The organism is Bacillus sp. 05T31 (assembly GCF_056396725.1).
This window is the reverse complement of sequence record NZ_JBFTMA010001036.1, coordinates 1-1,060: the sequence shown is the minus strand read 5'-3', so window position 1 is coordinate 1,060 and position 1,060 is coordinate 1. Positions and strand designations below refer to the sequence as shown.

Annotated in this window: 1 protein-coding gene and 1 pseudogene; both read right to left on the bottom strand. The window is 31.9% G+C overall.

The genetic code is table 11. From position 1 onward, the window contains the following. Nucleotides 1–632 (bottom strand): acyltransferase family protein (locus AC1DJR_RS31095; RefSeq protein WP_477004374.1); only part of this gene is annotated, 632 nt, incomplete at its 3' end. Nucleotides 633–774: 142 nt separating this feature from the next. Continuing rightward, a pseudogene (locus tag AC1DJR_RS31090) lies at nt 775–1,060 on the bottom strand (invasion protein); the annotation flags it as partial.

Below are 1,060 nucleotides of genomic sequence, written 5' to 3'. Positions count from 1 at the left end.
GCTTTCCCTATATGCAACATATTAAGGAAAACACTAATTAAAGAAAAGCTCAAAGCAAATAGTATCGTTTTCTTCCAACTCAGTTTATAAAAAAGAAGGAATAACAACGGAAACACAATAGATATACGCATTTCTTGAGCCAATGACCAGATAACTGGATTATAATTTTCCGTAAAAAAGTTATTAAGAAGCACAAAATGGTTTATAATATCTATTTTTGTTATAGACCCTTGCCACCTATCATAGAACCAATCCCGTAGTCCAGCCACTTCATACGGCGAGAACAAAATAAATAAAGCAAAGGTAATGATTATCCAAAAATAATAAGGAATATAGATTCGTACAAATCGCTTAATTAAATATCCCCAATAATTTGTTTTTGAATGATAAAGTGCCATAGATAACACAAAACCACTGAGTACATAAAAAACGATTACAGCTTCCCCGCCAGCCCATAAAAACCTAAGCGGAGAAAATTTAATAGAATTAGGCAACGATGGTAGCATTAAACAAAAATGTCCAAATACCACTGTMAGTGCCGCTAACCCTCGTATGGAATCTAATTCTTTTATTCTCTTACTCATAAAATGTTCTCCTTGTAAATTGTAGATTTTGCTGTTAATAAAGGCCACTATACTATTGTAGTGGGAKAATTATACATATTGTTTCTTTAAATTCCTAATATAAGCAGTACAAAGTCAATCTATGTATCTGTTTTAGGAAACTTTCGTATTTAGGCATAAGTTATATAATAATAGAAAGAAAAAAGAAATTTCATTCTATAAAATCATATTGTCGTTTAGAAAACATTTTAAAACTGTTTTCTAAACCCTCGTTATAGTCTGTCTGCTTATTTGTCCATTGAACACCCTTATTCCCAGGCCACCCTGAGGTATTAGCAACATATTTTAATAGCTCTGGTCCTTTTAAATTTTGCTGTAAACCACGGTTATATGCATTTATCATATTAGATATTGCAATTCGAGTATTGGTTTCTGCATTTTTCAAATCTTCGTTCGTTAAATCTTTAGGTGCTAGTCCACCTCGATGAAGCTGAAAC